Source organism: Silvania confinis (genome assembly GCF_025564085.1).
Taxonomy (GTDB): Bacteria; Pseudomonadota; Gammaproteobacteria; order Enterobacterales; family Enterobacteriaceae; genus Enterobacter; species Enterobacter confinis.
In genome coordinates, this window is the sequence record NZ_JAMGZJ010000075.1 from 139,045 (window position 1) to 151,852 (window position 12,808).

Annotated in this window: 12 protein-coding genes; 4 read left to right on the top strand and 8 right to left on the bottom strand. The window is 57.7% G+C overall.

All coding sequences use genetic code 11. From position 1 onward, the window contains the following. Positions 1-47 precede the first annotated feature (47 nt). Complete coding sequence (gene treR, locus M8013_RS11695) at positions 48-995, bottom strand: trehalose operon repressor TreR (protein ID WP_271267975.1); 948 nt, start codon at positions 993-995, stop codon at positions 48-50. A gap of 387 nt (positions 996-1,382) precedes the next feature. Here treR and mgtA point away from each other — a divergent pair, with 387 nt between their 5' ends. Both mgtA and M8013_RS11705 read left to right on the top strand, forming a co-directional pair. After that, positions 1,383-4,088, top strand: coding sequence for a magnesium-translocating P-type ATPase (mgtA, locus tag M8013_RS11700; RefSeq protein WP_271267976.1), 2,706 nt, complete (start codon positions 1,383-1,385; stop codon positions 4,086-4,088). Between the two features lie 168 nt (positions 4,089-4,256). Then, a complete protein-coding gene (locus M8013_RS11705; protein ID WP_271267977.1) occupies positions 4,257-6,641 on the top strand; it encodes a beta-N-acetylhexosaminidase in 2,385 nt (794 codons plus the stop codon). A gap of 48 nt (positions 6,642-6,689) precedes the next feature. Here the strand turns inward: M8013_RS11705 and gbpA are convergent, their stop codons facing one another. The 5 genes from gbpA to M8013_RS11730 form a co-directional block, all read right to left on the bottom strand. Beyond that, on the bottom strand, positions 6,690-8,144 hold the full coding sequence (gbpA, locus tag M8013_RS11710; RefSeq protein WP_271267978.1) for an N-acetylglucosamine-binding protein GbpA: 1,455 nt from the start codon (positions 8,142-8,144) through the stop codon (positions 6,690-6,692). 184 nt (positions 8,145-8,328) lie between these two features. Beyond that, entirely contained in the window at positions 8,329-8,715 is a 387-nt protein-coding gene (gene ridA / locus M8013_RS11715) for a 2-iminobutanoate/2-iminopropanoate deaminase (protein WP_271267979.1), read from the bottom strand. A gap of 197 nt (positions 8,716-8,912) precedes the next feature. Beyond that, the gene (gene pyrI, locus M8013_RS11720) at positions 8,913-9,374 is read right to left on the bottom strand and encodes an aspartate carbamoyltransferase regulatory subunit (protein ID WP_271267980.1); all 462 of its coding nucleotides are present in this window, start codon (positions 9,372-9,374) and stop codon (positions 8,913-8,915) included. A gap of 12 nt (positions 9,375-9,386) precedes the next feature. Next, the gene (gene pyrB, locus M8013_RS11725) at positions 9,387-10,319 is read right to left on the bottom strand and encodes an aspartate carbamoyltransferase (RefSeq protein WP_271267981.1); all 933 of its coding nucleotides are present in this window, start codon (positions 10,317-10,319) and stop codon (positions 9,387-9,389) included. 34 nt (positions 10,320-10,353) lie between these two features. Then, positions 10,354-10,458, bottom strand: coding sequence for a pyrBI operon leader peptide (locus M8013_RS11730; RefSeq protein ID WP_271267982.1), 105 nt, complete (start codon positions 10,456-10,458; stop codon positions 10,354-10,356). 203 nt (positions 10,459-10,661) lie between these two features. On the opposite strand from M8013_RS11730, the gene M8013_RS11735 reads away from it, so the two are divergent. After that, positions 10,662-11,117: a YhcH/YjgK/YiaL family protein gene (locus M8013_RS11735; RefSeq protein WP_271267983.1), complete on the top strand. Its 456-nt coding sequence runs from the start codon at positions 10,662-10,664 to the stop codon at positions 11,115-11,117. Between the two features lie 70 nt (positions 11,118-11,187). Here the strand turns inward: M8013_RS11735 and argF are convergent, their stop codons facing one another. Then, the gene (argF, locus tag M8013_RS11740; RefSeq protein ID WP_271267984.1) at positions 11,188-12,192 is read right to left on the bottom strand and encodes an ornithine carbamoyltransferase; all 1,005 of its coding nucleotides are present in this window, start codon (positions 12,190-12,192) and stop codon (positions 11,188-11,190) included. Next, a complete protein-coding gene (argL, locus tag M8013_RS23610) occupies positions 12,162-12,467 on the bottom strand; it encodes a putative translational regulatory protein ArgL (protein ID WP_418939534.1) in 306 nt (101 codons plus the stop codon). Before argL ends, argF begins: the two co-directional genes overlap by 31 nt. On the opposite strand from argL, the gene rraB reads away from it, so the two are divergent. Continuing rightward, a complete protein-coding gene (gene rraB / locus M8013_RS11745; RefSeq protein WP_271267985.1) occupies positions 12,357-12,785 on the top strand; it encodes a ribonuclease E inhibitor RraB in 429 nt (142 codons plus the stop codon). The genes argL and rraB overlap by 111 nt on opposite strands. Positions 12,786-12,808: the final 23 nt, after the last annotated feature.

Here is a 12,808-nt window from a genome sequence, read left to right on the forward strand (position 1 = left end):
ACGTTCCCGAAATCAGGCGGCGATCACAATAAAGCCTCACAGGGGGCTCAGGACAGGGTGGCGGGGATGATTATCTGACGCGGTTCACTGCGGCCGTTAATCTGCTCGATCAGTTGTGTGGCGGCCTGACGCCCGGAGTCGGCGTAGCCAGGATCGACGGTGATGATTTCCGGGTGCAGGAACTTCATCAGCGGCGTGTTGCCCACGCTGGCCAGCTGCAGGCTGTCGATGCGCTGCTCTTGTAAGTACTTACTTGCGCCAAGCGCCAGGGTATCGGTGGCGCAGACCAGCGCGGTCGTCTGCGGGGTCAGCACGCTGGCGACCTGTTCATAGCCCTGCTTCATGCTCAGGCCGGGTAGCGAGGCCACCACCGGCAGGGCGTGCTGTTTGCAGAAGGCCAGATAGGCATCGTGACGACGCTGGCCAGTGGTGACGTCGCTGTGCGGTACGCCAAGATAACTGATATGCCGGTGGCCGCTGTCGTACAGGTTCTGCATCAGGGTGATAATCGCCCCTTCGTCGTCGTAGCACACGGAGGCAAAGCCTGCGGCATCGCGCGCCAGCAGCACCAGCGAAGACTGCCACGGACCGAGAGTCGCCTCGTCGATGCCGGTAAACCCAAACAGCACCACGCCGTCGATATTGCGCCGCTGCAGCATGCCGAGATGCTCTTCTACCATCTTCCCCGAGAACTTGCTTTCCATCATGATCGGGTCGTAACCCTGCTCGTAAAACACCGGCAGCATGGTCTGAACGGCTAGGTTTTCCGACAGCGAATCCAGACGGGTGACGATAATTGCCACCACTTTGTCGCTCTGGCCGCGCATGGCGCGCGCCGAGCGGGAAGGGGAGAAGCTGTTTTGATCCATCACCGCCTCCACGCGTTCACGGGTGCGCTGGCTGACGCCGCTTTCGTTGTTCAGCACCCGTGACACGGTGGATTTGCCCACGCCGCTTAAGCGCGCGATATCTTTGATGGTAAGGCGGTTCTGCATGCTTGATTCCCTGTGACGCGACGATATGTAACCCGTAAGCCTAAATCGGGCGGGTCGATTAACAATGGGTAAAGTCTGGTTTACGTATGGTTTAGTTGACGAGGCTTATCATATCGTCCGAATCGGCACAAAGGGTACGGCTAAATCCGTTTAATGCGCGCCGACATCCTGATTTTAACTTACCGGAGGCTGTATGGATCCCGATCCCACCCCTCTCCCCCTGTGGAGAACCCGTTCTATCCGGTAAGCCTGCTTTCACTGCCTTGCCGGACGTGTGAGGCAGTGACGTTCTGACGTCCCTGCATAAACTCTATTACCTTTCAGGTATGGCTTTGCCACGCCTGAAGGATCAACTGCACCCGGTCAGACGGGTGCGGGGAACGTATTATGCTGAAAAATATCACCCAACTATTAGCCCGGCTGAACCGCCACCTGCCGCGCCGTCTGGTGCAGCGCGACCCGCTACCGGACGCTAAAAACATCACTGGGGCCGCAATCCCCGCTTCGCTGAGCGAGAACTGCCTGAAAATCGCGGTGATGGACGAACCGCAACTCTGGCACGCCTTTAGTGCCCACCCGGAAGGGCTGAACGCCAGCGAGGTCGAAAAAGCCCGCGAAGCGCACGGCGATAATCAGATCCCGGCCCAGAAGCCCTCCCCGTGGTGGGTACACCTGTGGAGCTGCTATCGCAACCCGTTCAACCTGTTGCTCACCGTGCTGGGGATTATCTCCTACGCCACTGAAGATCTGTTCGCGGCGGCGGTGATTGGCCTGATGGTCGGGATCTCCACCCTGCTTAACTTTATTCAGGAGGCGCGCTCCACCAAAGCCGCCGACGCGCTGAAAGCGATGGTCAGCAACACCGCCACCGTGCTGCGGGTGATCAACGACAAAGGCGAAAGCGGCTGGCTTGAGCTGCCCATCGACCAGCTGGTACCCGGGGATGTGATCAAACTGGCTGCGGGGGATATGATCCCGGCGGACCTGCGCATTCTGCAGGCGCGGGATCTGTTTGTCGCCCAGGCCTCGTTAACCGGTGAATCGCTGCCGGTCGAGAAGGTGGCGCGCAGCCGCGACCCGCAGCAGAGCAACCCGCTTGAGTGCGATACCCTGTGCTATATGGGCACCAACGTAGTGAGCGGCACCGCCCAGGCCATCGTCATCGCCACCGGCGGCGGCACCTGGTTCGGCCAGCTGGCTGGACGGGTCAGCGAGCAGTCCAGCGAACCCAACGCCTTCCAGCAGGGCATTGGCCGGGTCAGCATGCTGCTGATCCGCTTTATGATGGTGATGACGCCGATCGTGCTGCTGATTAACGGCTACACCAAAGGCGACTGGTGGGAAGCGGCGCTGTTTGCCCTTTCTGTGGCGGTGGGGCTGACCCCGGAAATGCTGCCGATGATCGTCACCTCCACGCTGGCGCGCGGGGCGGTGAAGCTGTCGAAACAGAAGGTGATCGTCAAACACCTCGACGCCATCCAGAACTTTGGCGCGATGGACATCCTCTGCACCGATAAAACCGGCACCCTGACGCAGGACAAAATTGTGCTGGAGAACCATACCGATATCGCCGGCAAAACCAGCGATCGGGTGCTGCATACCGCCTGGCTGAACAGCCACTACCAGACCGGGCTGAAAAACCTACTCGATGTGGCGGTGCTGGAAGGGGTAGAAGAAGAATCTGCGCGGACGCTCTCAACCCGCTGGCAAAAAGTGGATGAGATCCCGTTTGATTTCGAGCGCCGCCGCATGTCGGTGGTGGTAAGCGAGCAGGCGGACGTGCATACGCTTATCTGCAAAGGGGCGCTGCAGGAGATGCTCAACGTCTGCACCCTGGTGCGCTACAACGGCGAGATCGTGCCGCTGGACGCCACCATGCTGCGCCGCATTAAGCGCGTCACCGACAACCTCAACCGTCAGGGGCTGCGGGTGGTGGCGGTGGGCAGCAAAGTTCTGCCCGCCCGCACAGGCGATTATCAGCGCATTGACGAATCGGACCTGATCCTCGAAGGCTATATCGCGTTTCTCGATCCGCCGAAAGAGACCACTGCGCCGGCGCTGAAAGCGCTGAAGGCCAGCGGCATTACGGTGAAGATCCTGACCGGCGACAGCGAGCTGGTGGCGGCGAAAGTGTGCCACGACGTGGGGCTGGACGCGGGGGTGGTGGTCACCGGCAGCGAGATTGAACACCTTTCTGACGACCAGTTGGCCCAGCTTGCAAAAAGCACCACCCTGTTTGCGCGCCTGACGCCGATGCACAAAGAGCGCATTGTCACCCTGCTCAAACGTGAAGGCCACGTGGTGGGCTTTATGGGCGACGGCATCAACGATGCGCCGGCGCTACGGGCGGCGGATATTGGCATTTCGGTGGACGGTGCGGTGGATATCGCCCGCGAGGCGGCCGACATCATCCTGCTGGAGAAAAGCCTGATGGTACTGGAGGAGGGGGTGATCGAGGGCCGTCGTACCTTTGCCAACATGCTGAAGTACATCAAGATGACCGCCAGCTCCAACTTCGGTAACGTGTTCAGCGTGCTGGTGGCGAGCGCCTTTCTGCCGTTCCTGCCGATGCTGCCGCTGCATCTGCTGATCCAGAACCTGATGTACGACGTGTCGCAGGTGGCGATCCCGTTCGATAACGTCGATGACGAGCAGATCCAGCAGCCGCAGCGCTGGAACCCGAAAGATCTCGGACGCTTTATGCTGTTCTTCGGGCCGATCAGCTCGATCTTCGACATTCTGACCTTCTGCCTGATGTGGTTCGTGTTCCACGCCAACACCCCGGAACATCAGACCCTGTTCCAGTCCGGCTGGTTTGTGGTGGGGCTGCTGTCACAGACGCTGGTGGTGCATATGATCCGCACCCGCCGCGTGCCGTTCTTCCAGAGCCGTGCCGCCTGGCCGCTGATGGTGATGACCGTGCTGGTGATGGTGCTCGGCATCGCGCTGCCGTTCTCACCGTTGGCGAGCTACCTGCAGCTGCAGGCGCTGCCGCTGAGCTACTTCCCGTGGCTGGTGGCGATCCTCGCCGGGTACATGGCGCTGACGCAGCTGGTGAAAGGGTTTTACAGCCGCCGGTATGGCTGGCAGTAAGGCCAGTTTTCTCCCTCTCCCTTTGGGAGAGGGCCGGGGTGAGGGCAATCGTATTCTTCCCAAATTCAACAACCTGTGATCTCCGTCGCCCGTCGCGCTTGACGCTAATTTGCGCACATGTTAACAGAATGTTTTGCCTTTTTTCGGCCCGTCAAATAAGGAACATTCATGTTACGGTACAGCCTGTTAACCGCCGGGCTTTTGCTCGGCACGTCTGCCATTGCCGCGCCAGCGGGCGATCTGCCGCTGATGCCCTGGCCGACGAGCGTAGAACGCCCGGCTACCCACGGGGCGCTGGTGCTCAGCAAAGACATTTCGGTGCGCGTGAGCGGGGACGATCTGGGCGATGCGGTGAGCCGTTTGCGCCAGCGCATCAGCCTGCAAACCGGCTGGACCCTCCAGCCGCAGGCCGATAATCCCGACAACGCCACCATCACCATTGCTATTGCCCGCAAGGTGGCCCCGCTGCCTAAACCGGACAGCGATGAAAGCTACGCCCTCACCGTCGATGCCCGCGGCGTGAACATCGCCGCCAATACCCGCTTCGGTGCGCTGCGGGCGATGGAAACCCTGCTGCAGCTTGTTCAGAACGGGCCGGAGAACACCTCGCTGCCGTGGGTCAGCATTAAAGATGCCCCGCGCTTCCCGTGGCGCGGCCTGCTGCTCGACTCCGCCCGCCACTTTATCCCGCTTGACGACATCAAACGCCAGATTGACGGCATGGCGGCGGCCAAGCTGAACGTGCTGCACTGGCACTTAACCGACGATCAGGGCTGGCGTTTTGCCTCAAAGCGCTACCCGAAGCTGACCCAACTGGCCAGTGACGGGCAGTTCTACACCCAGGATCAGATGCGCGACGTGGTGCGTTACGCCACCGCGCGTGGCGTTCGCGTGGTGCCCGAGATCGACATGCCGGGCCATGCCTCGGCGATCGCGGTGGCCTATCCGGAGCTGATGAGCGCGCCCGGGCCCTACGAGATGGAGCGCCATTGGGGCGTGCTCAAGCCGGTGATGGATCCCACCAAAGAGGCCACTTATACCTTTGCCAGCGCGATGATCGGCGAACTGGCGGCGATCTTCCCGGATCCGTATCTGCATATCGGTGGCGATGAGGTGGATGACAGCCAGTGGAAAGCCAACCCGGCGATCCAGCAGTTTATGCGCGATAACAAGCTGGCCGACAGCCACGCGCTGCAGGCGTACTTCAACCGCAAGCTGGAGACGATCCTCGAGAAAAATCAGCGCCAGATGGTCGGCTGGGATGAAATTTTCCACCCGGATCTGCCGAAAAGCATCCTGATCCAGTCCTGGCAAGGGCAGGACGCGCTGGGCGAGGTGGCGAAGCAGGGCTACAAAGGCATTCTCTCCACCGGGTTTTATCTCGATCAGCCCCAGTACACCGCCTACCACTACCGCAACGAGATTGTCCCCCAGGGGCTGAACAATGTGGATGTAATTACCGATAGCGACAGCGCCCAGAGCTGGTCCTTTACCCTGCCGCGCCTGAAAGGCAAACCGGTGGACGGCAGCTTCACGCTAGTCAAAGGCGAGGCGGGCTGGCGCGGGTTTATCGATTTCAACGGTAAATCTCGTCGCGCGGTGCAGGACATCGTCTGGCGCAGCGATAATCAGGTGACGTTCAGCGTCGATACCTGGATGGGCGAAACCCGCCCGGTGGTCACGGTGAATGACGACAAGATCGGCGGCTATTTCCTGCTGGGCAACAGCCGTTATCCGGTGACGGGCCAGCGGCTGGAGGCGGTGCCGGAAGGGATCGCCCCGGTGGTACCGGATGCCAGCCAGCAGGCGAATCTGCTGGGCGGCGAGGCGGCCCTGTGGGCGGAAAATGTCGCCGCGCCGGTACTGGATATCAAACTGTGGCCGCGGGCGTTTGCGGTGGCGGAGCGGCTATGGTCGGCGCAGGACGTGACCGATATCGACAACATGTATACCCGTTTGCAGGCGATAGACACTTGGGCGACGGTGTCGGTGGGCCTACAGCAGCACGCCCGCCAGCAGGTGCAGTTCACCCGGCTGGCAAACACCACTGACACCCTGGCGCTGACGATCCTGGCGCAGGCGCTGGAGCCAGCCCAGTATTACACCCGTAACCATCTCAAGTTCCAGGCTGGAAATTATGACCTGTTTGAGCCGTTAAACCGGCTGGCCGATGCGCTGGCTCCGGAGAGCAACACCGTGCGGCAGATGAACCGCTGGGTCGACAGGTTGGTGAGCGATGCCGAAGACAGCGAAAGCGCGGAGTCGCTGCGCCACCTCTTTACCCGCTGGCAGAGCAATACCCCGGACGCGCTGGCGCTGGCTGACAGCAACTATCAGCTGAAAGCGATAAAGCCGGTGATTCAGACGGTGGATAAACTGGCGGCGATTGGCCTGCGGCTGACCGATCTGGTGGCGCGACAGGGTACGCTGGATGATGCGGAGATTGCGTCGATTCAGAACGAGCTGGATAAGGCGGCGCAGATTCAGGATGAAGTGGTGATTGCGGCGGTTTATCCGCTGGAGACGCTGCTGCGCGCGACGCGCAATCCGTAGTGTGTCAAAAACGCCCGGCAAGCTTACGCTGCCGGGCATAACGAACCCTTATTTTTTCAGGGTCCAGGCCATAGTCCAGTGGGAACCGACACCTGGTTCGAACTGGTTTGCGCCTGCGGCGTACTGGATGCAGTAGCCATTGTATGGCGCTTTCTTACACTGGTAGGTTTTGCCATCTTTCGGCTGCAGAACCACGGTACCGGATTTGTAAGAGGCGATGTTCTGCGGGAAGGTGTAGTCGTACTTCGCGGTACCGCCGCTTGCCGCTTCGCCTTCCAGCATCATATCAATCACGTCCTGGGCGAACAGGGTGCCGTCTTTGTTGGTCGCGTAGTATTTCAGCATGTGGTGACCGGCCGTCACGTCAGTCAGGTTGATGGTGACATCCTGGTTGGCGTTATTCATGTCCTGCTTCAGGTAACCTTTCTCTGCACCGGCGTGGTTCATCACGTGAGCTTCGAAATTCACATTGCCCTGGGTGTTGACGTGGAAGGTCACGGTCGCATTGCCGTTGGCAATTTTGCTGAAGTTGACGTTGGTCACGGCGATATCTTCGCTGACCTGAGCCTGCTGCTCTTCATAAGAGATGGCGACAGATTTCAGGGTGCTACCGTCCTTCACATACACGCTGTTCGCGCCGTGAGCCGGGTTCACAACACCGCTTTCGTCTTTCACACCGACACGCACATCGCTGTGTGCCGCGTTGATCGCCTGCGCCAGGTCATAAGACCACTGGCTTGCCTGGCCCTGTGATGCAGAAGCCACGGTCAGTTCGGTACGCAGGGAGGTCACTTCACCGTTCGCATCGAAGAAGCGCGCGATAACTTTGTCGCCTGCATTGATGTTATTACCGGAGATCTGGCCGTCCAGCGTTTTGGTCCACTCAGACACCACTGCCGGAGTTTCGTCATCAGGCGTAACGTTGCCGCCGTTACCGAAATCAACGTCGATTGCCTGGTAGAAGCTGTTGGTGGTATCGGCAATTTCCCAGACCGCGTAAATAACCTGGTAGCCGGTACGCTGTGGCACATTACAATCCATTGCCATACGTTGAACCGGCGCCTGGTTATTACCATTTACGCTACAGAACGGCGTGGATTCAAATTGGTCGCGGGTCAGCGGTTTATTTGGATTCCAGTCTTGCTTGGTAATATACCAACGCCAGTTAACGGTTTTATGCGGCGCAGTATGATACCAGGTAAAGGTATTTTTACCGGCAGTAATCGGGGTTTTGGTCCAGGCGTTCAGGCCCTGACGATCCAACTGAGAATATTGGGAAATACCGGCGCTGGCCAGCTGTCCGTCTGGCGGCAGTGCGCCTTCAGGGAAGCCGGAAGTGCGTTCTACACTCTGGGGTTCATATTGTACGGTACCGCAATCAATATTTTTACCGAGCTTACACATATATGCGCGGCTGGCCGGAGATTCAACATAACCGTGAGCTAAAGCAGATGAAGCAACCGTGAGTGTGGCAAGTGCCAGTGCAATTTTTGACAATTTCATTTTTTATTCCATTAAAGGGGATTAATAACTCTTGGGCGGGAGTAGTGTCTTCCAGAATAAAAAATGAGTCATTTTAAGCTGCGATGAAAAAGAATAATGAAAATGCTTGAAGGTTATTTGAGGCTGTGTATTCGGAAAATAAAAAAGGCAGCGCAGGCTGCCTTTTGCACATCAATATCAAGGATTAGCGACGTACGGCAATCGCTTCGATTTCGATTTTCACGTCTTTTGGCAGACGCGCCACTTCCACGCAGGAGCGCGCCGGGAAGGTAGCATTGTGCTCGGTAAAGAACGCTTCGTAGGCCGCGTTAACGGTGGCGAAGTCGTTGAGATCTTTCACGAATACCGTGGTCTTGACGATGTCGCCCACTTTCAGGCCTGCGGATTCAACGATCGCTTGCACGTTTTCCAGCGACTGGCGCGCCTGAGCGGCGACGTCTTGTGGCACTTCGCCGGTTTTTGGGTTCACCGGGATCTGGCCAGAGGTGATGATCATGCTGCCAAGATCAACGCCCTGAACGTAGGGGCCGATAGCTGCGGGTGCATTTTCCGTCGCGAGTACTTTGGTCATGTTTTCTCCTGAATTACAGCATTATGAATGTTCCCGGCCATTATACACTTCATCATTCACGCTGACTCATCGTTGGCTGCGTCCTCTTACCCCGGTCACATAGTTAACTATGTGACCGGGGATAATCGGACTTGCCGCCTTGATTCAGCGCGAATGATTTTGTGTATCGGAAAGCCGGGAAGGCATTACCACCGGCATTAGTTGGCCAGCACCACATAATGAGAAAACTCTTTTTCGCAGTATTTGCATTTGAGCGCGATGTCATTGGCGCGTTTTTTCACTGCAAAACTGGAGTTCACCGGCTCCGCATGGCTGATGCAGTTGCTGTTCGGACACACCAGCACACCCTCGATACGCGACGGCAGGCCAGGGCGGGATTTGCCCACCACTTCATAGTCGTCAATGCGGTTAACGGTCGCTTCCGGGGCGTACAGGGACAGCTGGTTAACCTGCTCGTCGGTCAGGAAGGTGTTCTCGATTTTAATCAGATCTTTACGCCCCATCTCACCGGACGGCAGGTTCAGACCGATGGTGATGCGCTGATCGGTTTCGGTCAGTTTGAACAGGGTCAGCAGCTTAAAGCCCACCTGCGCAGGGATATGGTCGATTACGGTGCCGCGTTTGATGGCTTCGACCTGGAGTTTGTTATCGTGTGTCATTGTCATTTCCCCTTACAGCGCTAAGTCGCGATTCAGAACCAGTGCCAGCAACGCCTGGCGAGCAAAAATACCGTTCCCCGCCTGCTGGAAGTACCAGGCGTGCGGCGTCTTATCCACGTCGGTGGTGATCTCATCGATACGCGGCAGCGGGTGCAGCACCTTCATGTTGTCGCGCGCGCCCTCGAGGTCGCTGGCGCGCAGGATGAACTGCGCCTTGACGCTGGCATACTCCGACGGATCCAGACGCTCTTTCTGCACCCGGGTCATGTAAAGGATATCCACCTCGGCCATCATCTCTTCGATGCTGGCGTGCAGACTCCACGCGATGCCTTTCTCATCCAGCATATCGAGGATGTACTGCGGCATCGCCAGCGCGTCCGGGGCGATAAAGTAGAAGCGGTTGCCGTTAAACTTCGCCAGCGCCTGGGTCAGGGAGTGGACGGTGCGGCCATACTTCAGGTCGCCGACCATGGCGATGTTCAGGTTCTCCAGCCGGCCCTGGGTTTCCTGAATGGTGAACAAGTCCAGCAGGGTCTGGGTTGGGTGTTGGTTCGCGCCGTCACCGGCGTTCAGCACCGGAATACCGCCCGAGAACTCGGTCGCCAGACGCGCGGCGCCCTCCTGCGGGTGACGCATCACGATGGCGTCGACGTAAGTGCTGATCACTGAGATGGTGTCGGCCAGCGTTTCGCCTTTCTTGCCCAGCGACGTATTGCTGCTGTCGGAGAAACCCACCACGCTGGCGCCCAGGCGGTGGATCGAGGTCTCGAACGACAGACGGGTACGGGTGGAGGCTTCGAAGAAGCAGCTGGCGATCACTTTGTGTTTGAGCAGCTCTGGCTGTGGATTGGCTTTCAGTTTTGCCGCGGTGTCCAGCACCAGTTCCAGCTCTTCACGGCTGAGGTCGTTTATGGAAATGATGTGTTTTTGATAAAGCGGATTCATGTTTATCTCCTGACGCCGGGCAAAAAAAAGCCCCTCAAATGAGGGGCTCTGGGAATAGGGTATGCAATGGGAAGAAAAACGGCAGGCCAGCGTCTGTTTTGAGACGCGTCAGGGCACTCTGTCGAACATGTTTGAGCATGCTTCCTCCTGGCAAATTGTGGCGCATTATACGCCGCCTGAACCGCGGATCAAGCGAATAATGCACACTTTAAGCAACGTAAACGGTTTGCTGTGCATGGTTATGCGTGAGAACAAATCCCGGTCAAAAAGTGGTGGTATGGCAGCACAAATTCTCGTATAAAAGCTGAAAATGAAACGATGTTTTATATTGAGGGTTTAACCATGATCGTTGGCAACATTCACAACTTACAGTCCTGGCTGCCAGAAGAGCTGCGTCAGGCGATTGAACACATTAAAGCGAACGTGACCGATGCCACCGCAACCGGCAAACACGATATCGACGGCAACAATGTGTTCTTCCTGGTCTCTGAAGACATGACCCAGCCGTTCGCCGAGCGCCGCGCCGAGTATCACGCCCGCTACCTGGACATCCAGATTGTATTGAAAGGCCAGGAAGGGATGACTTTCAGCACCCTGCCAAACGGCACGCCGGACACCGACTGGCTGGCGGACAAAGACATTGCGTTCCTGCCGGAAGGCGTGCAGGAAAAAACTGTGGTCTTAAACGAAGGTGACTTTGTGGTGTTCTACCCGGGCGAAGTCCACAAACCGCTGTGCGCCGTGGGCAACCCCGCGCAGGTGCGTAAAGTGGTTGTGAAGATGCTGGTGGCAAGGTAAAGGCACAGTTTATTCCCTCTCCCGGTGGGAGAGGGTCAGGGTTAGGGCACCAGACCGCAGAGGCCCAACCCTACTTCTCTAGCGTCGCCACCATCACCGCTTTAATGGTATGCATCCGGTTTTCTGCCTGATCAAACACCACGCTCGCCGCCGACTCAAAAACCTCGTCCGTCACTTCCATCCCGCCGTGCAGGTCGAACTCTTTCGCCATCTGCTGGCCCAGCGTGGTTTGATCGTCATGGAATGCCGGCAGACAGTGCAGGAACTTCACGTTCGGGTTACCGGTCAGGGCCATCATCTGGCTGTTGACCTGATAACCGCGCAGCAGGGCGATCCGCTCGGCCCACTTCTCTTTGGCTTCGCCCATCGACACCCACACGTCGGTATAGATAAAGTCGGCGTCTTTCACGCCCGCCGCCACATCCTCGGTCAGGGTGATTTTGCCGCCGTTTTTCTCTGCCAGCGCGCTGCACTCGGCCACCAGGCTCTCTTCCGGCCAGCAGGCTTTGGGGGCCACCAGACGCAGATCCAGCCCGGTAAGCGCCGCCGCTTCGAGCATCGAGTTACCCATGTTGTTGCGCGCATCGCCGGTATACACCAGCACCATCTCGTTAAAGGCTTTGCCCGGCAGATGCTCCTGCATGGTGAGCAGGTCGGCCAGAAGCTGGGTCGGGTGGAACTCGTTGGTCAGCCCGTTCCACACCGGCACGCCGGCAAATTGCGCCAGCGTTTCGACAACGTCCTGCCCGTGACCGCGATACTGAATGCCGTCGTACATCCGGCCGAGCACGCGTGCGGTATCTTTAATTGATTCTTTATGCCCAATCTGGCTGCCGCTCGGCCCGAGATAGGTGACGCGTGCGCCCTGGTCAAATGCGGCAACTTCGAAAGAGCATCGGGTGCGGGTTGAGTCTTTTTCGAAGATGAGCGCGATGTTTTTGCCAGTAAGGTGCTGTACTTCTGTACCTTTTTTCTTATCAGCCTTCAGGCGTGCCGACAGCGTCAGCAGGGACATGATTTGTGCAGGGGTAAAATCGAGCAATTTCAGGAAGTGTTTTTTATACAGTTCAGACATTTTATCCTCACATGGCAAAGGCCACTTATTGAATTAAAATTCAATTTATATGTATCAATATGCAGTTGCAACCCCGTTTCACAAATCTTTCTTACAAAGGTGGAGGCAAACACATCCGTGTGTGAAAATAGAAGTATCTGCCGCACTTTAAAGAGGAACGAGCCATGGCAAACCCAGAACTGCTGGAAGAACAGCGCGAAGAGACGCGACTGATTATTGAAGAACTGCTGGAAGACGGCAGCGATCCGGATGCGCTGTACACCATCGAGCATCATTTCTCTGCGGATGATTTCGAAGCGCTGGAAAAGCTGGCGGTCGAAGCCTTTAAAATGGGTTACGAAGTGACCGAGCCAGAAGAGCTGGAAGTGGAAGAGGGCGATACCGTCATCTGCTGCGACATCCTGAGCGAAGGCGCACTGAACGCGGACCTGATCGACAAGCAGGTTGAACAGCTGATGAACCTGGCCGAGAAGTTTGAAGTGGAATACGACGGCTGGGGCACTTACTTCGAAGATCCGAACGGCGAAGAAGGTGACGAAGACGAAGATGGCGAAGATGACATCGACGAAGACGACACCGGCGTGCGTCACTAAGTAAGACTTGCGGCAGCTTCGGC

Bases quoted from the DNA above. Each gene is read 5' to 3' on its own strand.
- M8013_RS11730 (WP_271267982.1), bottom strand. From the start codon at position 10,458: ATGCTCAAACATGTTCGACAGAGTGCCCTGACGCGTCTCAAAACAGAC.
- ridA (WP_271267979.1), bottom strand. From the start codon at position 8,715: ATGACCAAAGTACTCGCGACGGAAAATGCACCCGCAGCTATCGGCCCC.
- pyrI (WP_271267980.1), bottom strand. From the start codon at position 9,374: ATGACACACGATAACAAACTCCAGGTCGAAGCCATCAAACGCGGCACC.
- treR (WP_271267975.1), bottom strand. From the start codon at position 995: ATGCAGAACCGCCTTACCATCAAAGATATCGCGCGCTTAAGCGGCGTG.
- argF (WP_271267984.1), bottom strand. From the start codon at position 12,192: ATGTCTGAACTGTATAAAAAACACTTCCTGAAATTGCTCGATTTTACC.
- gbpA (WP_271267978.1), bottom strand. From the start codon at position 8,144: ATGAAATTGTCAAAAATTGCACTGGCACTTGCCACACTCACGGTTGCT.
- pyrB (WP_271267981.1), bottom strand. From the start codon at position 10,319: ATGAATCCGCTTTATCAAAAACACATCATTTCCATAAACGACCTCAGC.
- M8013_RS11705 (WP_271267977.1), top strand. From the start codon at position 4,257: ATGTTACGGTACAGCCTGTTAACCGCCGGGCTTTTGCTCGGCACGTCT.
- rraB (WP_271267985.1), top strand. From the start codon at position 12,357: ATGGCAAACCCAGAACTGCTGGAAGAACAGCGCGAAGAGACGCGACTG.
- argL (WP_418939534.1), bottom strand. From the start codon at position 12,467: ATGATGCTCGATGGTGTACAGCGCATCCGGATCGCTGCCGTCTTCCAG.
- mgtA (WP_271267976.1), top strand. From the start codon at position 1,383: ATGCTGAAAAATATCACCCAACTATTAGCCCGGCTGAACCGCCACCTG.
- M8013_RS11735 (WP_271267983.1), top strand. From the start codon at position 10,662: ATGATCGTTGGCAACATTCACAACTTACAGTCCTGGCTGCCAGAAGAG.